At 41.1% G+C, this 21,523-nt stretch carries 21 protein-coding genes; all 21 read right to left on the reverse strand.

Annotated elements, in window-relative coordinates; translation table 11 throughout:
- Positions 1-141: 141 nt before the first annotated feature.
- Entirely contained in the window at positions 142-948 is an 807-nt protein-coding gene (gene trpA / locus CH377_RS12975; RefSeq protein ID WP_100724217.1) for a tryptophan synthase subunit alpha, read from the reverse strand.
- On the reverse strand, positions 945-2,159 hold the full coding sequence (gene trpB / locus CH377_RS12980; protein ID WP_100724218.1) for a tryptophan synthase subunit beta: 1,215 nt from the start codon (positions 2,157-2,159) through the stop codon (positions 945-947). The genes trpA and trpB overlap by 4 nt, the downstream gene beginning before the upstream one ends.
- Positions 2,160-2,176: 17 nt before the next feature.
- Complete coding sequence (locus CH377_RS12985; RefSeq protein WP_100724219.1) at positions 2,177-3,913, reverse strand: proline--tRNA ligase; 1,737 nt, start codon at positions 3,911-3,913, stop codon at positions 2,177-2,179.
- A 9-nt stretch (positions 3,914-3,922) separates the two neighbouring features.
- Positions 3,923-5,614 (reverse strand): site-2 protease family protein, encoded by a 1,692-nt coding sequence (locus CH377_RS12990; protein WP_100724220.1) that lies wholly within the window; start codon positions 5,612-5,614, stop codon positions 3,923-3,925.
- Positions 5,608-6,777 carry a 1-deoxy-D-xylulose-5-phosphate reductoisomerase gene (dxr, locus tag CH377_RS12995; RefSeq protein WP_100724221.1) on the reverse strand — a complete coding sequence of 390 codons (1,170 nt, stop codon included), beginning with the start codon at positions 6,775-6,777 and terminating at the stop codon, positions 5,608-5,610. The genes CH377_RS12990 and dxr overlap by 7 nt, the downstream gene beginning before the upstream one ends.
- Positions 6,778-6,785: 8 nt before the next feature.
- Positions 6,786-7,700: a phosphatidate cytidylyltransferase gene (locus tag CH377_RS13000; protein ID WP_100724222.1), complete on the reverse strand. Its 915-nt coding sequence runs from the start codon at positions 7,698-7,700 to the stop codon at positions 6,786-6,788.
- Positions 7,693-8,418, reverse strand: a complete 726-nt coding sequence (locus tag CH377_RS13005) for an isoprenyl transferase (protein WP_100724223.1) — start codon at positions 8,416-8,418, stop codon at positions 7,693-7,695. Before CH377_RS13005 ends, CH377_RS13000 begins: the two co-directional genes overlap by 8 nt.
- A 2-nt stretch (positions 8,419-8,420) precedes the next feature.
- Complete coding sequence (gene frr / locus CH377_RS13010) at positions 8,421-8,975, reverse strand: ribosome recycling factor (RefSeq protein WP_100707850.1); 555 nt, start codon at positions 8,973-8,975, stop codon at positions 8,421-8,423.
- On the reverse strand, positions 8,965-9,717 hold the full coding sequence (gene pyrH, locus CH377_RS13015; RefSeq protein WP_008592152.1) for a UMP kinase: 753 nt from the start codon (positions 9,715-9,717) through the stop codon (positions 8,965-8,967). Before pyrH ends, frr begins: the two co-directional genes overlap by 11 nt.
- Before the next feature lie 4 nt (positions 9,718-9,721).
- Positions 9,722-10,321 carry a translation elongation factor Ts gene (tsf, locus tag CH377_RS13020; protein ID WP_100724224.1) on the reverse strand — a complete coding sequence of 200 codons (600 nt, stop codon included), beginning with the start codon at positions 10,319-10,321 and terminating at the stop codon, positions 9,722-9,724.
- Between the two features lie 11 nt (positions 10,322-10,332).
- Complete coding sequence (gene rpsB / locus CH377_RS13025) at positions 10,333-11,223, reverse strand: 30S ribosomal protein S2 (RefSeq protein WP_100724225.1); 891 nt, start codon at positions 11,221-11,223, stop codon at positions 10,333-10,335.
- 7 nt (positions 11,224-11,230) lie between these two features.
- Positions 11,231-11,491, reverse strand: a complete 261-nt coding sequence (locus CH377_RS13030) for a hypothetical protein (RefSeq protein ID WP_199775842.1) — start codon at positions 11,489-11,491, stop codon at positions 11,231-11,233.
- A gap of 22 nt (positions 11,492-11,513) precedes the next feature.
- Positions 11,514-11,897: a bactofilin family protein gene (locus CH377_RS13035; protein ID WP_100724226.1), complete on the reverse strand. Its 384-nt coding sequence runs from the start codon at positions 11,895-11,897 to the stop codon at positions 11,514-11,516.
- A 9-nt stretch (positions 11,898-11,906) separates the two neighbouring features.
- Entirely contained in the window at positions 11,907-12,128 is a 222-nt protein-coding gene (locus tag CH377_RS13040) for a tetratricopeptide repeat protein (protein ID WP_008592471.1), read from the reverse strand.
- A 3-nt stretch (positions 12,129-12,131) separates the two neighbouring features.
- Positions 12,132-12,512 carry a holo-ACP synthase gene (gene acpS / locus CH377_RS13045; RefSeq protein ID WP_100724227.1) on the reverse strand — a complete coding sequence of 127 codons (381 nt, stop codon included), beginning with the start codon at positions 12,510-12,512 and terminating at the stop codon, positions 12,132-12,134.
- Complete coding sequence (locus CH377_RS13050) at positions 12,509-13,570, reverse strand: YbbR-like domain-containing protein (protein ID WP_243401990.1); 1,062 nt, start codon at positions 13,568-13,570, stop codon at positions 12,509-12,511. The genes acpS and CH377_RS13050 overlap by 4 nt, the downstream gene beginning before the upstream one ends.
- The gene (gene cdaA, locus CH377_RS13055; RefSeq protein ID WP_100724229.1) at positions 13,566-14,405 is read right to left on the reverse strand and encodes a diadenylate cyclase CdaA; all 840 of its coding nucleotides are present in this window, start codon (positions 14,403-14,405) and stop codon (positions 13,566-13,568) included. Before cdaA ends, CH377_RS13050 begins: the two co-directional genes overlap by 5 nt.
- Positions 14,406-14,415: 10 nt before the next feature.
- The gene (gene dapB / locus CH377_RS13060) at positions 14,416-15,222 is read right to left on the reverse strand and encodes a 4-hydroxy-tetrahydrodipicolinate reductase (protein ID WP_100724230.1); all 807 of its coding nucleotides are present in this window, start codon (positions 15,220-15,222) and stop codon (positions 14,416-14,418) included.
- Positions 15,223-15,232: 10 nt separating this feature from the next.
- Positions 15,233-16,117 carry a 4-hydroxy-tetrahydrodipicolinate synthase gene (gene dapA, locus CH377_RS13065; protein WP_100724309.1) on the reverse strand — a complete coding sequence of 295 codons (885 nt, stop codon included), beginning with the start codon at positions 16,115-16,117 and terminating at the stop codon, positions 15,233-15,235.
- Between the two features lie 40 nt (positions 16,118-16,157).
- Positions 16,158-17,339 carry an MFS transporter gene (locus CH377_RS13070; protein WP_100724231.1) on the reverse strand — a complete coding sequence of 394 codons (1,182 nt, stop codon included), beginning with the start codon at positions 17,337-17,339 and terminating at the stop codon, positions 16,158-16,160.
- Between the two features lie 147 nt (positions 17,340-17,486).
- Positions 17,487-21,449 (reverse strand): fibronectin type III domain-containing protein, encoded by a 3,963-nt coding sequence (locus CH377_RS13075; RefSeq protein ID WP_100729207.1) that lies wholly within the window; start codon positions 21,447-21,449, stop codon positions 17,487-17,489.
- Between the last annotated feature and the right edge of the window lie 74 nt (positions 21,450-21,523).

The following is a 21,523-nucleotide window of genomic DNA, read 5'->3' on the forward strand; positions in this document are numbered from 1 at the left end:
ATCTCAGAAAATTGCCTCTCGAGGAACTGCCTAAACTCTGTTCCGAGATCCGAAATTATATCATTGATTCTCTCTACCGGGACGGTTTCGTCAATTTTCTTCCCAATTCAGGAAAGAAAATATCGACTAGGAAAAAGAGTTTTAGAGGTTTTTTCCTCTCAAAGAACCGGAAATCGATTGTGCGTATTCTTCCAGTTTTTTTCTGCAAAGACTAGGATTAGAACCATTCTCTTCTATGATCCTTTGCACTGCAGAACCTATGATGATCCCGTCAGCGTACCCAGAAATTTCTTTTGCCTGGTCAGGGGCCGAGATCCCGAATCCAGCACTTACAGGAAGGGAAAAAACTTCTTTAGTAGTTTTGATCCTATCTTCCAGATCGGAAGAGATGGATTTTCTTTCGCCTGTTACTCCGTAAGAAGTTACATAATAGATAAATCCGGAAGCAAAATCTCTAATTCCTTTCATACGATTCAAAGGAGTCGCAGGAGTTACCAAATGGATCAGATCCACTCCTCTTCTTTTCAATGACTTGAACAATTCGTCTGTCTCTGGGGTATCATATGGAAGATCAGGGATGATCATACCTTGGATACCTGCAATCTTTGCTTTCTCGGCAAACTTTTCAAAACCGTAATGAAAGATAGGATTGAAATACGTTAGATACACTAGAGGAATATGAGGGTGTAAAGAATGAATCTTTTCAGTGGTTTCCAAAATTGTATCCATGGAGAATGGATTCGAAAGAGCACGTTTGAATGCTTTTTGTATTACTGGTCCATCGGCGACTGGATCCGAGAATGGGATCCCAAGTTCTAAAATATCAGCGCCACCTCTGATAAGTGCATCCGCCCAATCTACACATAGTTCGTAGTTAGGATCTCCTAAAGAAATATAAGGAATGAATGCGCTTTTTGAATCTGAAAAAACGCTCTTAATTGCGCTCAAATCAAATCTCCTTGAGAAAGACCGACAAGTCTTGCTACTTCTGCCACATCCTTGTCTCCTCTTCCAGAAAGACAGATCAGAATATCTTTTTTCTTTCCAAGATCTTTCGCAAGATCTTTGGCAAATCGGAAAGCATGAGCAGTTTCTAATGCAGGGATAATACCTTCTATCCTACATACTTCCATGAATGCGTCCAAGGCTCCTTGGTCGGAAACAGTTTCATATTTTACTCTTCCGGAAGAATGTAAATAAGCATGTTCAGGTCCAACACCAGGATAATCTAATCCAGCTGAAACAGAATGCGCAGGAACTACCTGGCCACCGTCATCTTGGATAACCAATGTTTTGGTACCATGTAAAAATCCAGTCTTACCAAAAAGCATTGTGGCAGAATGTTCTCCGGGAGAAGATCCCCTACCCCCGGCTTCCACTCCGTATAATTTTACTTTTTTATCATTTAGAAATGCATAATACATTCCCATTGCATTAGAACCGCCGCCTACACAAGCAACGACAGCATCAGGAAGTTTATCGTTTTCTTTTTTGAACTGTTTTTTGGACTCGTCACCCACCACTTTTTGGAAATCGCGAACGATTGTAGGAAAAGGATGAGGCCCGATTACGGAACCTACTATATAATGAGTATTAGAAACATTTAATGCCCAATCTCTCATTGCTTCCGAAGTAGCGTCTTTTAAGGTAGCGGTCCCGGAAGAAACACCTATCACTTTTGCGCCAAGCATCTGCATGCGGATCGCATTCAGTTTTTGGCGTCGGAGATCTTCTTCTCCCATAAAAATAGCAGTTTCAAATTCAAATAATGCACCCACAGTTGCAGTCGCCACACCATGTTGGCCTGCTCCTGTTTCTGCAATAATCCTACGTTTGCCCATTGCCTTTGCGATAAGCGCCTGGCCGATCGTATTATTGATCTTATGAGCGCCTGTATGATTCAAGTCCTCTCGCTTCAGCCAAATTTTAGCTCCACCCCAGGCCTTAGTCAGTTTCTCTGCATAAGTCAGAGGAGAAGGTCTTCCTATATAATTCCTTCTATAAAACTCCAGATCCTTTTGGAATTTTTTATCCTTACGGAGTTTATTGTAAGTATCTTCCAACTCGATCAATGCTTCGGTCAGAATTTCAGGGGAATATCTTCCTCCAAAATCTCCGAAGTAACCTTCTTTTTCAGTGAAGCTGCGTTCTTTAGCCATGACAGTTTTTGAAGGGATTAATCTCCCAACAACTCCTGGTATAATTCCTGACGTAGGTTTTCTACTCTTGTATTCAGATCATCAAAGTCTGTGAATTTGAAAGTCTCATCTTTATTGAATTTACGATTGTAGATTGAGACCTCTCCAGATTCGAAAAACTTTTTACCTACAGTGATCCGGATTGGGAAGCCGATTAGTTCAGAATCCTTGAACTTAAATCCAGGTCCGAGGTCTCTTTCATCCCAGAAAACCTCAAATCCTTCGTTCTTTAGATTTTCGTAAAATTCCAAAGCTTTGGCTTCCTGTTCTGCACCCTTTGCAATTGTAACAAGAGATATCTCGAAAGGTGCAATACTGATTGGCCAATAGATCCCGTTCTCATCATTACATTGTTCTATTACTGTGGCCATGGTTCGGTTCACACCAATACCGTAACAGCCCATAGTAAGAGTTTTCGCCTTACCTTGTTGGTCCAATACTTGGATCTGGAAAGACTTGGTATATTTATCTCCAAGTTTGAAAATATGACCTACTTCAATACCCTTCTCTGCTTTAAGTGTTTTTGCACAAGTAGGACAAGGGTCCCCTTCTCTTGCTAAAGCCACATCTGCAGTTTCGTATGGGATCTTGATCTCGGAAGAAGGAACATATCCTTGTATATGGAAATCTTCTTTTCCTCCACCTACAATATAGGCTCCATCTTTTCGGATAGAAGAATCTAAAATCACCTTAAACCCGGCGCCCACATCGGAAGGTCCGATAAACCCGGGAACTAAATTAGAATTTTTTAATTCAGGTTCTGGGATCATGTCCAGGTCGGACCATTTTAAATAAGATTTAAGCTTATGCTCATTTAGTTCTAGATCCCCACGTAGGAATACCAACAGTTTCTCTTTTCCATTCTGAAAAGCGACTGCCTTAATAGTATCCTGAGCGCGAACATTTAAGAAAGAAGCAACGTCTTCGATGGATTTTTTACCGGGAGTCGCCACTTCCTTTTTGTCCTTAGGGCCTTTAGGAGAATCTTCTGCCTTTGCAATAAAAGGAGTTTTTTCGCTATTAGAATTATAACCACAGTCTCCACAAAGAAGTAGCGTTTCTTCTCCAATTGGAGAAACCACCATAAATTCTTCGGAAGCCGAACCGCCCATTGTTCCAGAATCCGCTTGGACTGGAATTGTTTTCAAACCGCAACGTTGGAAAATTTTTCGATAAGCAGTTCTCATATCTTGGTAAGTAGCATCCAGAGAAGCTTCATCCAAATGATAAGAATATGCATCTTTCATAATAAACTCTCTGGAACGGATCACTCCGAACCTAGGGCGGATCTCGTCTCTGAACTTAGTATGGATCTGATACACATTGATAGGCAGATCCTTATATGATTTCAGTAGAGGTTTTACTAAATAAGAAAAAGATTCCTCATGAGTTGGGCCAAGAGCATACCATTGGTCATGACGATCTTTGACTCTCATCATTTCCGGCCCCATAATGCTCCATCTTCCTGATTGTTCCCAAAACTCGGAAGGTGTCATGATCGGAAGTTCGAATTCCAATGCACCGGTTGCGTCCATTTCTTCACGGACTATGTTTTCTATTTTTTTAAGGATACGTAATCCTAATGGTAGGAAAAAATAAAATCCTGAGCCTGATTTTCTAACCAGGCCTGCGCGTATCATTAACCGATGGGAAGCGACCAGCGCGTCCGAAGGATTTTCTTTTTCCGTAGGTACTAAATATTTAGATGCTCTCATGACTCTCGATTATCTTAAGAAATCGTGATAAGTCACATAGAGGCCCAAGGATAAAAGGAAGAAGAATCCTAATCTCAAAACCTGTTCTTGAACAGCCATCGGCAAAGGTCTACCGGCGATCGCCTCGTATGTGAAAAAAACGATATGTCCACCGTCGGCCACAGGAATCGGAAGTAAATTCATTATCATTAAAGCGATCGAAATAAATGCCACGAACTGAAAGTAAGAATAAAAACCGTCTTCTAAAAATTGAACGGAAACTTTAGCAAGCCCCACAGGACCGGAAACACTGTCCTTTACCTTTAATCTTCCCGAAAAGATCATCCCGAGTCCTCTCAGGTTATCGCTGATCATCTTTCCTACGTCTTTGCCTGATTGTAAAAATGCCTCGCCGAAGGAAAGTTTTCGGTCCATACTTTCCTCTTTTACATGCATCTTAGCGGTAAAACCTAAAAGACCTATTTGGTAGAATCCGAGCGTTGCATCCCAGACCTGCCCTTGGACTTCTAACTGAACTCTTTTGCCGATTTGAGATTGGACTGTCTTTTTGAAATCTTCCAGATCTGCAAAAGACTTACCGTCCATTTTCAAACTCAGAAGTTTAAGTTTAATTTCAGGATCATGGCTCCTGAGACTGATCGTGCTGATCGGAATTTCAGGATATTTTTTATCCCGAACATCCTTTAATTCTACAACGAATGCAGCAAGAGGAGTCATCTCTACTTCCGCTTTTTCGCGAGTCCATGGATTGAGTAGCGGATAAGTTTTACGATCCACTTCTAATTTTACTTTTTCGTTTTGGAATTTTCCGAGAGTACGTTGTAATTCCGGAACTGTATGGACTTCGATCCCATTCACGGATAAAATCCTGTCCCCATCGTTTAGATAATCTAAGGCCCTGGATTCGATCGCTTCTTTGTTCAGTCTTGCTTCTAATAAAGCAAGTTCACGAGGGGAAAGTTTAGGATCTAATGCGGCCTTTCTTTCTCTTTGTTTTCTATATTCCGCTGCTTCTCCATTCGGATCCAAGAAAGAAAGTTTTTTCAAGAACCAATGGCTGAGTGTGGATCCATATCCGAAGTCCACTTGTACAAGTCTTTCTCCTGCGAAATCTACTCCGATCTGAGGATCAGAAAAATGAAATTCTAGTTCCTTTCCTTCTCTCTCCACTTTGAGTTGGATATCTTTTCCGCGAGCAAGTCCAAGTTCGGATAATAATTCATATTTGGATTCAGTTTTGGTTCCGTTGACGGAAACAATTTTGTCTCCACTTCTTAAACCTGCTTGGTATCCCGAAGAATATTCGGTAATAGCAGGCTCTATATAAATTTTAGTCCCTGCAGGCGAATAACCTATCGCATATAAACCGAAGATGATAAAAAAACCAAGTATCAAATTGAATAGCGGCCCACCGAAAACCGGGATCATTCTTTTGAGAGGAGGAGTGGACAAAAACTCTCCCTTCTCTCCTTTTAATGCTCCGCCTTCGTCTCCCTTGAATAGAACATAACCGCCCAATGGAATCCCGGTAACTTGAAAAGTGGTCTCACCAATTTTCTTTTTCCAAATTCCTTTTCCATAACCAATGGAGAAGATCCTGGCCTTTACACCAACAACCCAACCCATGATCAAATGCCCCAACTCATGTATAAAAATACAAAGAGCCAGCATGAATACGATGCCTAAAATATCTGCTAACATAAATGCACTACCTTATCTTTAGAGAAATGGAAGGCCAATTCTCTGGCCTTTCTATCCGCTTCTTCATATCCTTCTAAATCTTCCGGAAATGAATTCGGAATTTTTTCCAAAACATTTCGAATGAGAGAAGGGATTTCCGTAAAAAGAATTTTACCTTGTAAGAATAATTCAACAGCAACTTCGTTTGCGGCATTAAAGATAGAAGGAGCAGTACCGCCCGCTCTTCCCGCCTCATAGGCCAATGCCAAACCTGGATATCTCCCCATATCCGGTTCTAAAAATTCCAAAGTCCCCCAAGAAGTAGCAGGGTGAGCTTTCAAAACTTTCGGAACTATTTTAGGAAAATATAATGAATGTGCCACAGGGAAGATCATATCAGGATAAGAAGCGTATACAAAACTTGCTCCATCCTTTGTCTCAACCAACCCGTGAGCAACACTTTGGGGATGGATAACAACGCCTATCTTATCATAAGAAAATCCAAAAAGGAAATGAGCCTCTATAACTTCTAATCCTTTATTGATCATCCCTGCAGAATCGATCGTAATCTTAGGCCCCATATTCCAAGTAGGATGTTTTAGTGCCTGTTCAATCGTTACTTTTGGAAGATCTTCGATAGGAAGTTTACGAAAAGGTCCACCGGAAGCTGTCAGAACTATTCTTTCGAGTGAATCCTTCTTCATATTTTCCAAAAGTTGAAAAAGTGCATTATGTTCCGAGTCTACAGGAACCAGATACGATTTAGAATTTTCTAATAAACCTTTGATATAAGGTCCGCAGCTTACCAGGGTTTCCTTATTTGCGATCCCAATTTTTTTGTCTGCACGAATTGCAGCAACAGTAGGACGGATTCCACTCGCACCGACGACTGCAGTGACAACAGTTTCTATTTCCGGAGCCGAAACGATCTCTTCTAAACTTTCAGATCCGTACAATACCTTTGTATTCCCGATCTTATTTCCCAGAACAGTTCTATCCGCAGTTTCAGAACTGATACATAAAACATCCGGTTGGAATTCCTTCACAATAGATTCCGCTTTTTGTAAATTGGAATGTACGCTGAAAGATATTAGCCGAAACTCTTCCGGAAATTGGCGGAGTATTTTGAGAGTGGACTCCCCTACCGATCCGGAGGCACCCAGTATAGAGACGCCTCTTTTCATATAGTTAGTTAGACCGGAAATCCCAGAGCAACCTTGATCTGAAGATAAAAATAAAGGATAGGGACCGTTAAAAGTAACGCATCAGCCCGATCCAAAATTCCACCATGACCCGGGATCAAATTCCCGGAATCTTTTACTTTAGCGTCCCGTTTCATTGCGGATTCCAAAAGGTCTCCGATGACTCCTACGAAAGATAAAATTAAAGAAGTTAAAAATACTTCTGCACCTGAAACTAATGGTGCAACCCCTGTACTTCTTTCCCATAGAATATTTAAAAGGAATACTGAACCGATCGCAACTACGATCCCGGAAGCATAACCTTCCCAGGTTTTTTTAGGAGAGATTGCAAGACCTGCTGGATTCCTACCAAACCAACGCCCACCGAAATATCCGCCCACATCAGTCATAAAAGTTGCGACGGACACTAAGAACACATAATAGATCCCTTGGTTCATTCCCAAAAGAAGAAGTAAATGTCCGAGAGGGAGCGCGGCATAAACCACTCCTAAAATTGTGGAGCTTACTGAGAAAATTGCACCATCCAGTGGTCTTCTCAAAATTTGAAGAAGGAAACTGAAAAGGAAAAGTAATATAAAGGAGAATGTTACAGCGTCAAAACTAGGCACAAACAGTTTAAAATGTGTTTGGAAGAATATAGGCGGCTCGAATTTATTTTGAGAAGCTACAAATCTAAAATAATAAATTAATAATATTACAATAAAGAAGAATATCCCCGTTCCCTTGAAAGGCCTTCCATCTTGGCCTCTATCGGAAAGCCTATAAAATTCTGTCAGACCTATTACTCCTGCGACCAGAAGTATTGCCAGGGTTTGTAAATAATAAAAATCCCTGTAAAAGATCATGAACAGGTAGAGGGCTACGAGCACAGCCGCGGAAAGGATCCTTTTTGTAGTTTCACCCATTCTCTAAACCTCCGAATTTTCGGGTCCTTCCCCGGAACCAATCCAACGCTTCTCTCAGATCCTTGTCTCCGAATTCAGGCCAAAGATTTTCAGTAAAAAAAAGCTCCGCATAAGCGGATTGCCATAGAAGGAAATTGGATAATCTCCTCTCCCCAGCGGTTCTAATCAATAAATCTACTGCCGGAAGGGGATACGTATACAAATATTTTTCGAGTTCTTTTGCGCTGATCGGTTTTTGGATGGAGATGGACTTCTTCTTTCTTTCTTCCGTCAATCTGGAAAACGCGTTTAAAATCTCTTCCTGGGACCCGTAATTTAAACAAAAGTTCACAGTTAATTTGCGGTTTTTGCGGGTGATCTCTGCAGCGTGATCAATTTTTGATAAAACCAAAGAGCTTAGTTTTTTTCTAGAACCTGAATGTAATATTCTGATCCCTTTTGCGTTGATCTTATCTAAACGGGAATCTATAAATTCCACCAAAAGATTGAATATGGATCTAATCTCTGTGATCGGACGTTTCCAATTTTCCGTGGAGAATGCGTATAGTGAGACTACTTCTAAACCTAAAGAAAGACTAGAGTCCATGAGACGATCGATTGCGTCTGCACCGGCTCTATGTCCTTCGGATCTGGAAAGCCCTTTAGATGTCGCCCATCTTCCGTTCCCATCCATGATGACGGCCACGTGACGGGGGATTTTTTTTTTGGAAGAAGCCAAGCTTAGACCGTAGTGATTTCTTTCTCTTTTTCAGCGGTAATTGCAGATACCTTATCTATATAAGAATCCGTAATTTTTTGCACCTGGTCTTGTAGAGTTTTTAATTCGTCTTGGGAAATTCCTTCGGAATGTTTTTTAAGATCTTCCATAGCATCACGGCGGATGTTTCTTACAGCGACCTTCTTCTCTTCCGATTTGGATTTTACCACTTTTGCCAATTCTTTACGTCTTTCGCCGGTAAGCTCCGGAATGATAATACGAATCACAACCCCGTCATTAGTAGGTTGTAATCCTAATCCGGAAGCTTGGATTGCCTTTTCGATATCTTTCATAGTTCCCTTATCATAAGGAGAAACTACCAGAAGTCTAGGCTCAGGAGCGGAGATATTTCCCAATTGATTGATTGGAGTAGGAGTTCCGTAATATTCTACTCTAAGGTCTTCGATCAATGCAGGGTTAGCCCTGCCCGTCCGGACTCCCGCGAAATCCTTTTTTAAGAGTTCCACGGTTTTATCCATCTTGGACTTCATTGCGTTGATTACTTCTTCATTCGCCATCGATCCGAATATCCTCCGAGTTAGAAATCAGGGTACCTATTTTTTTGTCCCCGAGAACCAAATCTTTTAAATTGCCCCGCTTAAAAATGTCAAATACGATTATTGACATATTGTTTTCCATACAGAGACTGAGGGCGGTAGAATCCATAACTTTCAATCTACGTTTGATGGATTCCATAAAGGAGATATGAGTATATCTTTTAGCGCTTGGATCTTTTTTAGGATCCGCTTCGTAAACCCCGTCCACCTTAGTGGCTTTTAGGATCACTTCGCACCCTACTTCTACGGCTCTTAAACTTGCTGCGGTATCAGTAGTAAAATAAGGATTACCTATTCCACCTGCAAAGATAACGATCCTTTTCTTTTCCAAGTGTCGGACCGCTCTGCGGCGGATATAACTTTCTGCGATTGAATGAATATCGATTGCTGATTGAACTCTAGTATAGAGTCCTTTTTTCTCACAGGCATCTTGAAGAGCCAATGCGTTTTGGATGGTAGCAAGCATCCCCATATAATCTGCGGTGGCTTGGTCCATTCCCACCTTAGCGAGATTTGCTCCTCGGATCAGGTTTCCCCCTCCGACTACCAGAGCAATCTCTACTCCTAAAGAATGAACTTCCTTGATCTCTTCTGCGAGTGAATGGGCTTTATTACTATCAATCCCAAACTCTCCCTCTCCGGCAAGTGCCTCACCGGAGAGTTTAATTAAGATCCGCTTATACTTAGAAGTTTCTTCGGCCAAAGGTTTAAGCGCCGCCTACCTGGAAACGAGCAAAACGAGCTACGATGATATTTTCACCGAATTTCGCGATAGCTTCCTTAACCAGATCGTCAACGGTCTTAGTATTATCCTTGATGAAGGCTTGGTTCAAAAGACATACTTCAGAGAAATACTTTTTGATTTTTCCCGGAATGATCTTTTCGATCTGTTCCGGTTTTTTACCTTCTTCTTTTAATTGAGCTTCCAAAACCTTAGTTTCACGCTCGATATCTTCTGCAGGAACTTGTTCTTCGCTTACGTATAGAGGAGCCATAGCTGCGATTTGCAGACAGATCTCTTTTCCGAGAGCTTCGAAAGCCTCGTTACGTGCAACGAAGTCAGTTTCAGAGTTGAGCTCGAGTAGAACTCCGATCTTTCCGTCTCCGTGGATATAGGAAATATTTCTTCCTTCTTTGGTCACGCGTCCTGCTTTTTTAGAAGCCTTAGCGATCCCTTTTTCACGCAACCAATCCGCAGATTTGTCTAGATCGTTATTATTCTCGATAAGAGCTTTTTTACAATCCATCAATCCCGCACCGGTGCGGTCTCTTAATTCCTTAATAAGGTCGGTAGTAGATGCTGACATGATCTTCCTTCTTACTCGCCTTTATCGATTTCAATAGCCGCAGGAGCTTCCGGAGTTGCAGCTGGTGCTGCAGGAGCCGCTGGTGCTTCTTCTTTTTTAGAAGCAACTGGATCCTCGTCCATAATGAACTTACCACTTTCGTCGTATTCACCTTGGTATTCCAGAGCAAGAGCTTCTGAATCCAGATCTTCGCTGAAGCGAGGTTGTTCAACAACTCCACCTGTTCCTTCGATTACCGCGTTAGACATGGTTTCGAGGAATAAGGAGATAGCGCGGATCGCGTCATCGTTACCTGGGATTGGATAGTCGATCAATTCAGGATCACAGTTAGTATCAACTACTGCGAAAATTTTTAGACCAAGTTTACGAGCTTCTTTAACTGCGATCTCTTCTTTCTTAGGATCGATCACGAAAAGAACTTCAGGAATGCTGGTCATGTCCTTGATCCCGCCCAAAGTTTTGCGGAGTTTGTCTAACTCTCTACGAAGAGATAAAACTTCTTTTTTAGTTTTTACTTCTTTTTCGAAGGTATTATCTGTTTCCATTCCCTCTAGTTTTTTCAAACGAGCGATGGATTTTTTAACTGTATTCCAGTTAGTTAAAAGTCCGCCCGGCCAGCGGTTATTGATGAAGAACATGCTGCAACGAAGTGCTTCTCTTTCGATAGCTCCTCTAGCTTGCTTTTTAGTTCCAACGAATAGGACTTTTTTTCCTTCGGAAGTAACCTTCTTCAATGCGTCGTAAGCTTCTTTAGCTTTTTGAACGGTCTTTTGAAGGTCGATGATATGGATCCCGTTTCTTGCAGTGAAGACATAGGGAGCCATTTTCGGATTCCATTTTCTTGTCTGGTGACCGAAGTGAACTCCGGTTTCCAGAAGGTTTTTCATGGAAATTACTGACATGAGTTGTTTACCCCTTTTTTAGTACGAAGAACAATGTCGCCACAAGTCCCAAGAGACTTGCAGGGGTAACTTGTGCTTCGACTTTAATTACGTAAAGTTCCAGCCGAACCGGTTCTTGTAAGAGGTAGACGGAGAGGATATGAACCCCAAAAACGTTGTCGATAATTACTCCGACTACGGCTCCGGCCAAGGTTCCTAATAAGATGGCTAATGCGATTTTGGCCGCTTTTCCGCCGTCCATAGGTCGTTTCGGGCTGGCAGATACCAATTTTTCAGGTCGGACCGAAGGGTCAATCCTTATTAGGCAGGATCATTTCGCAGTTGCCTTCGAAGATCACTCCATCCGCGATTTGTAACTTTGCAGTCTTGATGTTTCCGTTTACTTTTCCACTCGGAAGCATCTCTAATCTTTGGGTAGCGATCACGTTGCCTGTGATCTCCCCACCAACAATTACGGTCCCAGCTTTGATATTAGCTCTGACCTTTGCTCCTTCGCTGACCAATAGAAATCCTTCAGATTCTATTTCTCCTTGGAATTCACCTGAGATCTCCAAAGGTTTTTTGAAGTTCAGAATTCCTGAAAAATGGGTTTCTCTTCCTAATACAGTGGAGATCGTCCCGAATTCGGTTACAGTGCGGCTTGGTTTGGATGCGGTTGCGGTTTTTTTTGACATGATACCAGATTATTTCGTTTTCATCTCGAAAACCCCATCCCAATCTTCAGGTGGAGGATTCGCGATAAATGCTTCACAGCGTCCTATATATTTTTTAGAAGGCCCGTCGTTCGGAGTGATCTCAACTGCTTTTTTGAATAGTTCCCAAGCTTCCTTGAACTTTCTATTCTTATACAGTGCGAGACCTTCGTCGTACAATTTAAGAGTTTGTTTAAAAGACTCTGTGACCACAGCTCACTCCTTATAGAGAACGACAACTGCAGTGGAATAATTTTCCGCATGACTGATGGATACGGAAACACCGCTATAGCCTTTCTCGAGGAACAATTCTTTCGATTTTCCGTGAAGTACCAATTCTTTTTTTCCAAAATCTTTCCCGAAAAGTTCGATTTCTCTCATATCAAGAATCACCTTATCACCGGGTTCTATGGCCTTGATGAATGCTTCTTTTACACAGAATCTTCCGCTAAGATGAGGAACCGGATCTTTTCTGCCTGAGCAATACGCTATCTCAGATTCTGAAAATACTCTTTTCAGGAATCTTTCTCCATGTTTATCGAGTAAGTCTCTGATCCTGGAATTTTCTACTATATCATTCCCAATGGTGATTTTCATTCTTCCTCTGGCTCCGGCAGAGGTTCTTCCGAGCCTGGATCCGAGTTTCCATCTCCCCCATCTTCACTTCCGGCTCCACCTGAACCTATATCGGAACGGACACGATACAAAATGGAAATCCGATCTGGGAAAACTCCCTGGATCTCTACGGATTTTAAACTAGGTGCTTTTTCCAAACGGACTTTTGCAACCACAGGTTTATTATCTGGAAGGATCTTTTTGACTTTGGGATCGTATTTATGAGAACATACTACACTTGCATTCAGACCTTTGATGATCTGGATACTTCGCAACGGAGTTTTAGATTGTAGTTTGACCGAAACTTCCTGCTCTGAAAATTCCGCTTCCAGACTTTTATCCAGATTTTGGCATTTTACAGGAACACCTAGAACAATACTTTCTCCAGGAGTAGAAGAATCAGCTACGATATTCACGGTTACCGAAACTTCTTTAATATTATCCCTGTATCTTAAACCTGCAGGTAGATCCGGGACTTTAAATTTCTGAGTGAATGTTTTTGTTTTATCTTTCAAAGAGATAGAAGGTAGACTGACTATCCGCCCAACCTTATCGAACTCGGAAGGATTTCCTACAACTACAAGACTCGTAGGGGAAACAAAATGAGAAGACTTAATATAATCCTTAGGAGGATCTCCTGCGAGTTTAGGCTCGATGATAATAGTCCTACTCACGTTAGATTCAACTATAATCTTAACTTTTTCTTTTCCAGGAATTTTAGAAATTCTTAAACCAGGAGTTGTGCCGCCAAAACGGACCACATTTACGATATTCTCCCCAGGATGAAGATCAGCAGGAGAGATATATGCCTTTAAGGAAGGAGTGTAGAAGTTCACATAGTCTCTAACACCTTCTACCTTAACGGGAAAAGTAGTGTCGGATCCTTTGGCGATGATAAGTCCACCGCTTAGTTTAGGATATTCTATCTTTATATTTACTTCTCTTACTAGGATTTTAGAATTTTGTAAATTGATATAGAATAACGTGGCAAGAATGATGGAGCCAAGTTTTGCCTGCCAATTGTTCAGAAGAGCCTTAATCATGGGACTCCTCTGCTTCTTCCGACTCAAACTTTTTGTCAGAATTCGGATTTCCCGGACCTGCTTTTTTCTCGTGAAGAATTGTATTCAAAAGATTTTTTAGCTCGATCGGTTTTACTGGATGGATCATTTCTCCGTCATGACAAACTGAAATTTCTCCAGTTTCTTCCGAAGTTACTACGATAACTGCATCAGATTCTTCTGCGATTCCGAGTGCTGCTCTATGTCTTGCACCCATTCTTGCATCATCCAAATTTGTAGCCATTGGCAAGAAAGCACCGGCGCACGCAATTCGGTTCTGTTCTATGATAACGGCTCCGTCATGAAGTGCAGTATTCTTCTTGAATATTGTAAGAAGAAGGCTTGTAGAAAGAATTGCATCCAACTGAACGGCTTGCTCCGCGATATCTTTGAGACTATGCTCTCTAACGATCGCGATTAAAGAACCTGTTTTGTTCTTAGCCATGATCTTGGATGCTTCCACAATCTCATCGAGATCAGTGGCAGTTTTTAAAAGGAAAGGGCGAAATAATCTAAGTCTCGCCATATCCCCTGTGATCTTACGAAGTTCAGGTTGAAGAAGAACTATGATCGCAAACACAAGTGCCGGACGTATATTATCTATGATCCAATCCAAAAGTTCAAAATTTAAGGTCTGGGCAAAAATACCAAGCACCCAAATAAGACCGATCCCCAAAAGAAGTTGAACCCCTCTCGTCCTGCGGATGGTGGAATAAAATTGATAGATTAAAAAACTAACGATCAGAATATCCAGGATCATCACGATCCCGAACTTATCGCTTTGGAATAAACTGATGTTTTTTAAAAAATCCATTCCTGGAACCTTATAACCCTAATACGGAAAACATATCATAGAGGCCTTTTTCTCTTCCGACCAAAAATTCGGCAGCTTTAACGGAGCCGACTGCGAATGTTTTCCTGTCCTGAGCCTTATGTGAAATTTCCACTCTTTCTTCCGGAGTAAAAAAATAAACGGTATGATCTCCTATCACTTCTCCCGCTCTGAGAGTATGTATCGCTATTTCTTTAGGATCCCTTTCCGGAAGAATTCCATGGCGACCATGTACAATATTTGACTCCGTCCTTGAAAGAGTCTCCAAAAGGATCGCCTTTAGTTTTTCCGCGGTTCCGGAAGGAGCATCTTTTTTATGACGGTGATGAATATCCTGGATCTCGATGTCGGCCAGATCTCCCATCACTTTCGCGGCGATCTCTGTCAGTTTAAAAAGAAGATTCACCCCGATGGACATATTAGGAGAATACACGATCGGAATACTTTTAGAAGTTTCTTTTAATAATTCTTTATGAGTTTCGACAAGACCGGTAGTTCCAACCACAACAGGTTTTTTGAATTCCTTGCAGGTAGATAAAACATCCGACAAAACTTCTCTAATAGAAAAATCGATTACCGTATCAGATTCTGAAATGGATTTGGAAAGATCGTCCGAAAACAAAATTTCATTCTGCTTGAGTCCGGAATGTAAACCGGAATCCAAACCTAGATAAACGGAACCCTTACCTACTACCGCAGCGGAAAGTTCAGAAATTTTAGATTGGGAAAGGACTTGGATAATAGCCTTCCCCATTCTTCCAGAAGCACCAATGACTGCGACACGATTCTTGCGGGCCAAATCGAATTCCTTATTTATAACCTTTTGCTAAGAGATCGGAAACCGTTTTTTTTAAACGATCTGCTCCAGGACCGGCACTCAGAGAAGTCATAGGGAGACGGATCTCGCCGGAACAGAATCCATGCCAACTCATCACTGCTTTGATCGGGATGGGATTTGTTTCTATAAATGCTAATGCAAACAATTCTATAAAATCGTAATGGATCTTTTGAGCTGTACCCAAGTCTCCTTTTTGAAAAGACTCCACTAATTTTACGAGGCTTTCCGGAAATAGATTCGAGATCACAGACACCACACCTTTTCCACCTAAGGAAAGAAGTGGAAGAGTTAGGTTATCATCTCCGGAAAGAACGGTCATCTTATCTCCAACTAAAGAGATCAATTTTGACATTTGTCCTAGATCTCCAGTAGCTTCTTTCATGGATCTGATCTTAGGATGTTCTGAAAGTCTAAGAACGGTTTCCGGTAATAAATTTACGGAAGTTCTTCCTGGAATATTGTACAACATCACAGGAACAGAAGAATGATCCGCGATCTCTTTAAAATGAAGATACAAACCTTCTTGAGTAGGTTTATTATAATACGGATTCACTTGCAGGATCCCGTCCACTCCATCCTTACAGGCGGCTTCCGTCAATTCCACAGCCTCTCTAGTAGAGTTGGAACCTGTACCAGCCACGACCAAAATCCGCTTTTTGACATGTTTCACGGTTTCGCGGATCAGTTCCGCGTGTTCTTCATGAGAAAGTGTAGGAGATTCGCCAGTGGTACCGCAAGGCACCACTCCGCTTACCCTTGCCTGGATCTGTTTATCCAAAAGAGAAAAATAGGAATCATAGTCTATTTTCCCGTTCCGGAATGGGGTAATAATGGCAGTAAATACGCCTTGAAACATAATATATAAAATCCTGATCCCAGGGCGATTTGGCAACCGTTTAATAATGGCTCCGCACCTGGTCCATTCTCCAACTAAGATAGATCAATACTCCCATTTCAAGAAATCCGGACCAAACGAATGTGGAAGGAATTCCAATCCGATCTGAGAAAAATCCGGATAAAATCCCTGAGAATGCAGGCACCAAAAGAAAGACCAGGCTATAAAGAGAAAGTATCCTTCCCCTGATATGATTTTCAGTATTTTGTTGGATCCCGGCTGGAATCAGAGTGATGATCACACCGGTCATAAATCCAAATACGAAAAAACAAACCGCTGTGAGTAACAAACTTTCCGCAAGAAAAGGAATAAGTGAGAATAGAAAACAACTGAATAGCGCTGTTCCAAAAAGAATATGCCCCTTCTTCTTTAAACTATGAAGAAGGAAAGTAACCCCTCCTCCGATCACAAGCCCAATCCCAAGTGCAGAAAGTAAGGCGCCCCTTTCTCCTTCGCCTAATCCTAAAACGTCCTTTGCATATTTAGGCAGAAGCACCTGGACTGGACCGACTAACAGAACCACTGCACCCATTAATAATAAGAATTGAGAAACTAATGTAGAATTTTTTAAATACTCAACCAGTTCCGAGATCCCAGGTCCCGAAGAACTTTTGCTTCTTTCCCTCATCTCTATTGGGATCAAGATCAAAAAGAAAACACTTAGGATATAGGCAGAACCGATGCTCATAAAAACATATTTAAAGGAGAAGTATTCCTTAAAATATCCCGCCACCAAAGGAGCAAGACCATAACCGAAAAGAACAAGAGTGTTTAACCAAACACTATGTTTTCCTATTTTAGAATGTTCTAATAAATCTCCCAGTATAGCAAATCTTCCGGGCATCACAAAAGAAAGTCCAATCCCGGAAAGAACCGAGGATACAAGAAGAAGATAGGGTTTTCCGGGAGAGATCCATTCTAAATGTAACGCGAGCGCTGCAAATCCGGAACCGCAGGCCATAGAGATTTGTGCCGCCGCAAGAAGCCATTTCCTGGAATACTTATCCAATAATCTTCCGGCAGTGAAACTTAAGAATAGAAGAGGAAAGCATACAAAGAAGAATACCCAGCCCGAAAATGTGTCCGAATTGGAAATACTTTGGGAAAGAATAATGGCGGTATAATTGAACATATTTCCCGCGAGTAGGCCCAGGATAGAGGATAGATAATAAAAAAGAATCACGTAAGAAGATTGATAAAAATCAACTGCCCCGGCAAGCGGAATTCAAAAGAGAAGTCGCTGAGTTTGAAAAGAAGTTATCACACAAATCACGCGAAGGATTTTAAAAACTCCCAAATCCTTCGCGCACTTATTATTTACTAAATTAAATTAAGGAGTTGGAATTAGTTTGTCTCCCGAATAAACATACTGTCCTGTAAAAGTATATCGATCATATTGATTTACATAATCTTCCACAAAAGCAGGATAACCTCCAAATGCATTGTGACAGATTGCCCTACCATCTTCCATGGTCACGTCCGTGATAATACATGGGTTCCATTCATCAATAACCGCGTATGGCCACCAGAAAAGGATATTTTTCCGAACATAAGTTCCCAATCTCTGGGGTGAAGACTTGGAAAGGCTTTCCCATTTTTTGAAATCAGCATTATCATAACCGGCAGGAGAAGGAGCCGTATTATAAGTAGAAGGAACGTTAGCCGGATTCAAAGAGAAATCATGGTAATAACTTGTTGTTGCCTGCACGATCTTTTTCCGAACAGGAATGACTGCAGTGTCTCTTGAAACTAATCCTATTCTGCAAGAAGATGCTCCCTGTGTGTAACTGGACTCCAAAACCAGATTTGCTGCAGAACTCGGAGCTTTCACTCTTTTCGCATTTTGAATCTGCGTATTATCACTGGTTACCGTTAAAGGAATCGGAGGAACTCCGTAATTTCCGGTAGCGGTTGCTAAAACATCTTCCGTTCCTGTAGTAGTTGGGGATTCACATTCGTTCCCTTTGGAATCATAAACATGATGTCTAAAAATAAGATCCGAATTCGCAGGTAAAAATCCGTATATTCTATAATCCGAATATGCTCCGGCAGGAAGGACTCTTAGTTTTGAATAACCACCTATATTAGAAAGCGGAACTGTTTCGTTAGGAACAAGTGCAAACTGTAGATCATAAGGCATAGTCATTTGCATCCAATTGATCCGGAAAGGTCCCTGGTCCATATTGAAAAATGTCTCAACACCTGCTAGATACTTGTTGATCGCAAATATATATCTTCCGGATTTATCGATATAAAATCTTGCGTAATCTCGGCTTGGATCGATAATTATTTCTCGGTCGAAAGAAAGATTAGGAATTCCCCCGGACATACCTACTAAAAATCTAAGCAAGACGTTAGTTCCACCATTACTGGTCTTCTTTCCCAATAAGTATAAATGGTAAATGGTATTTCCTGAAAAATCTTTGTACGAGACGAATTGGATTTGTTTTCCGACAAACCCAGTAGGAATACCTGTTGCTTGAATGGAGGTAAAATTCAGATCTCCGGATTTCCTATACAAAATTTTCAGATCGGCTACTGAAGACTGTTTGAAAACCGCAAATGTTTCTGCTTCAGTTTGAGGATTATATCTCTCTAATCTATCCGAAGAAAGTATTCCGGAGAAATTCGTATTATTCATTCCTTCTCCGAAAGTTTTATATAAAGGAGCATTCCAAGAATCTAATAAATAATCTTGGAAGAAGTTTCCGTTTAAAAGACCGAAGCCTTGACCGAAATCCGATTCCATAATAAAAGATGGGAAAAATCCTGCCGAAACTCCTGGAAGAGCATAAGAATCAGCACTAAGAAGTCCAGCTTGGATCTTAAAAAAACTTTCCTGTAAATTGGTGCTTCCTGGATAGAAAGCGGCAATTCCGGAATCAGAACCTATATTGACCGGGAAATGTTTTGGTTGTGGACGATCCCTAGAGAACTGATAGTTTATACTAATTTCATTCTTTTTAATAAAAGGTATTCCGGAAACGTAATCTCTTCTAGACTCATAATAACTTGCCATATTATTAGAAAGAGCGATAAAATCTGCGGCTCGAAGTGTTCCGTAAAGTTGAGATTCTTTCGCCGGAATTACGTACCCAACGTTTTCAATCGCCTGATAATTTGAATCTACTAATTGGAATGTAATAGGTGGATTATTTGTATTCGTTGTTGGATTCGGATTATTTCTACTAAAAGGTGGAGCAAGATCGAAATAAGCTGAATATACTCCTCTAGAAATTTTTGGATAATCTGGATAAGAAATTAAGTTCAACATGAAAGTATGCTCAGCATTCGCTTCCATTCCTTGAAATTCCTTAATTATAGGCTCAGATACATTTCCAAAACTATCTCTTGTCCAGATAGCAAATCGGTCAGGTTTTCCTGCCCCATACTTTCCTAATTTGTAAGTAAAGTCATTATAACTTTCACCATAATCACAATTATATTGCCAGTGATTCACGGTGAAATCCAAGGCAGGATCATAAGGATCACCATAGTAAACACTAAAAGGTTTTTTCAAAAATTCCGCCTCTGTCATACCCGGTTCGAACCTACGAATGTAACAGAATAACATCATATGTTCGCTCGCATCAGTTAAATGAATCCGTAAATCTACAACTCCAGAGCTAGCGTTCTGAGAAAGAACTTCCACATCTATTATTGGTGGATCGTTGTCCGTAGAAAGAGGTAAAACACCTCGTGCCATTTCTTCAAAATCGTTTATACCATCTCCGTCGAAATCTGGATTATTTGCTATCGCTGGATTAACAGTATTGTTCCAAAAGCTAGGACTTAGAACTTGTGGATCTAAAGTAAGCTCGGTAGCGTCTGACAGACCGTCTCCATCCGTATCCGGCCCCGTCGTTCCCATTCCGACGGTAATGCCGTTATATACTCCATCCGCATTCAAGGCAAAGATGGAATAGTAATAGGTATGTCCTTGAACTAATCCGGTATCTACAAATGAATAAGGAGTCACTTCTATACCGGAAGGTTCATCTCCCATAGCAGGAGTCATAGGAGGAGAAATTTCACTCCTTCTTACTATAATTTTATCCGGTGGATTATTAGCGGAATATAATAACCATAAGAGCATCTTATCCGAACCTGGAAAAATATTTCCTTTGACCGTATTCGGAATTTTTGGATCCGGACCCGAAGTACATAATATCGCAGAAGATTGTATACTTCCTTGAGTCCCCGCCGCTTTCACAACAACCCAATAATTCGAAGCAAGTCCCGCGGCAGAAGTTCCTTTTTTATTTCCTCCTAAACTAACTCTAGAACCCTGCAAATAAGTTCGTTTATAAACTTTATATCCAGAAGCTCCCGGCGTTTGCGCCGGATCTAATCCAGGTTCTGTCGTATAAATATATTTTCCTGAAAGTAAAGTAAATCCAGACTGGAGCCAATCTGCATCCTGGGAAATATCCGAAGGAGAAACTCCTCCTCGAGTATCGTACATTACATAAACATCAATATCTTTAACCGCATTAAACGCCAAATATTCTGAGGTAGTGGAATCCGAATGTAAAAGTGAATTTCCGCAAGTTCCTGTTCCTCCTTGGCAGGTAGGGAATAATAAAGACAACTCTAAGCCTAGTTCCCTAAAAGCACCTTCGTTCTCTTTTACGAAATAGGGACGATCTTGATAGTATTGATAACCTTCTCCAATAATCCCAAATTTCGCCTGAGAAACTGAGGAATCATCCAAGACACCTTGTAAATTCCAGGATGCCGATTCAGTAGTAAAACAGGAAGCTGCAGAGGCGACTTGTGTTCCGGGAATATTCGGAAGCGCAGTAAGAATAAATGGGGTAAAATGATTCGTTTCGACTTTAACGGAAGAACTCTCTATATCCAGTTTACCTTTTTGTAATATTTTCCATTCTTTTGTGGCAAAATCCTTATACCATACGTAAAATTCCTGGGTAAAACCTTTGGATTCTAATTCTTGCAGATCCACCGGAAACTCGAGTTTTACGGGTTTTAAAAAGGAAAGACTTTTGTAGACAATTTGTTCTTTTGATTTCTTATCCTTTAGGTCCAAAGTCAGATTATAAACTTTTCCAACAGGGACCTGGGATCTCCCCAATAAACGAGGGACGTTTGGGTCTTCTTCCACACGTAGAGCTTGAGAAGGGATCGCTTCCGGTAATATAACCTTAGGGGCTCCACTTAATAATACGGGAAGCGGAAAGCTAGTTTTATTTCGATTAAAAAGATTCTGAAAAAAAACGTTCGAGCAATTCCATGAGAATGAAATCACTAAAAGAAATAATATTTTTCGCACACAAATCATCCTTTTGGGGTTAGGTGGGATTCTCCACACGTTATACACCCTATCCAGATTGGATGAAAAAGCGG

The organism is Leptospira haakeii (genome assembly GCF_002812045.1).
Classification (GTDB): domain Bacteria; phylum Spirochaetota; class Leptospiria; order Leptospirales; family Leptospiraceae; genus Leptospira_B; species Leptospira_B haakeii.

What these genes read in the sequence shown, in the direction of transcription:
- dxr (WP_100724221.1), bottom strand. Translation starts at nt 6,777, where the DNA reads ATGAAAAGAGGCGTCTCTATACTGGGTGCCTCCGGATCGGTAGGGGAG.
- CH377_RS12985 (WP_100724219.1), bottom strand. Translation starts at nt 3,913, where the DNA reads ATGAGAGCATCTAAATATTTAGTACCTACGGAAAAAGAAAATCCTTCG.
- cdaA (WP_100724229.1), bottom strand. Translation starts at nt 14,405, where the DNA reads ATGGATTTTTTAAAAAACATCAGTTTATTCCAAAGCGATAAGTTCGGG.
- CH377_RS12990 (WP_100724220.1), bottom strand. Translation starts at nt 5,614, where the DNA reads ATGTTAGCAGATATTTTAGGCATCGTATTCATGCTGGCTCTTTGTATT.
- CH377_RS13035 (WP_100724226.1), bottom strand. Translation starts at nt 11,897, where the DNA reads ATGTCAAAAAAAACCGCAACCGCATCCAAACCAAGCCGCACTGTAACC.
- dapA (WP_100724309.1), bottom strand. Translation starts at nt 16,117, where the DNA reads ATGTTTCAAGGCGTATTTACTGCCATTATTACCCCATTCCGGAACGGG.
- rpsB (WP_100724225.1), bottom strand. Translation starts at nt 11,223, where the DNA reads ATGTCAGTAATTTCCATGAAAAACCTTCTGGAAACCGGAGTTCACTTC.
- CH377_RS13000 (WP_100724222.1), bottom strand. Translation starts at nt 7,700, where the DNA reads ATGGGTGAAACTACAAAAAGGATCCTTTCCGCGGCTGTGCTCGTAGCC.
- trpB (WP_100724218.1), bottom strand. Translation starts at nt 2,159, where the DNA reads ATGGCTAAAGAACGCAGCTTCACTGAAAAAGAAGGTTACTTCGGAGAT.
- acpS (WP_100724227.1), bottom strand. Translation starts at nt 12,512, where the DNA reads ATGAAAATCACCATTGGGAATGATATAGTAGAAAATTCCAGGATCAGA.
- frr (WP_100707850.1), bottom strand. Translation starts at nt 8,975, where the DNA reads ATGGCGAATGAAGAAGTAATCAACGCAATGAAGTCCAAGATGGATAAA.
- tsf (WP_100724224.1), bottom strand. Translation starts at nt 10,321, where the DNA reads ATGTCAGCATCTACTACCGACCTTATTAAGGAATTAAGAGACCGCACC.